Source organism: Mesopusillimonas faecipullorum (assembly GCF_020539505.1).
Taxonomy (GTDB): domain Bacteria; phylum Pseudomonadota; class Gammaproteobacteria; order Burkholderiales; family Burkholderiaceae_B; genus Mesopusillimonas; species Mesopusillimonas faecipullorum.
The window spans coordinates 1-527 of the sequence record NZ_JACDXW010000030.1 but is presented as its reverse complement, the minus strand read 5'-3'; the positions used below and the strand labels follow the sequence as shown (position 1 = coordinate 527).

Annotated in this window: 1 protein-coding gene; it reads left to right on the top strand. The window is 63.4% G+C overall.

The window, feature by feature from the left end; genetic code table 11:
• Position 1: 1 nt before the first annotated feature.
• Positions 2–527, top strand: a 526-nt coding sequence (gene folP / locus H0484_RS15060) for a dihydropteroate synthase (RefSeq protein ID WP_026013918.1), incomplete at its 3' end; no start/stop codon positions are given.

Genomic DNA, 527 nt, shown 5'->3' with positions numbered 1-527 from the left:
GGTGACGGTGTTCGGCATTCTGAATCTCACCGAGGACTCCTTCTTCGATGAGAGCCGGCGGCTAGACCCCGCCGGCGCTGTCACCGCGGCGATCGAAATGCTGCGAGTCGGATCAGACGTCGTGGATGTCGGACCGGCCGCCAGCCATCCGGACGCGAGGCCTGTATCGCCGGCCGATGAGATCAGACGTATTGCGCCGCTCTTAGACGCCCTGTCCGATCAGATGCACCGTGTTTCAATCGACAGCTTCCAACCGGAAACCCAGCGCTATGCGCTCAAGCGCGGCGTGGGCTACCTGAACGATATCCAAGGATTTCCTGACCCTGCGCTCTATCCCGATATTGCTGAGGCGGACTGCAGGCTGGTGGTTATGCACTCAGCGCAGCGGGATGGCATCGCCACCCGCACCGGTCACCTTCGACCCGAAGACGCGCTCGACGAGATTGTGCGGTTCTTCGAGGCGCGGGTTTCCGCCTTGCGACGGAGCGGGGTCGCTGCCGACCGGCTCATCCTCGATCCGGGGATGG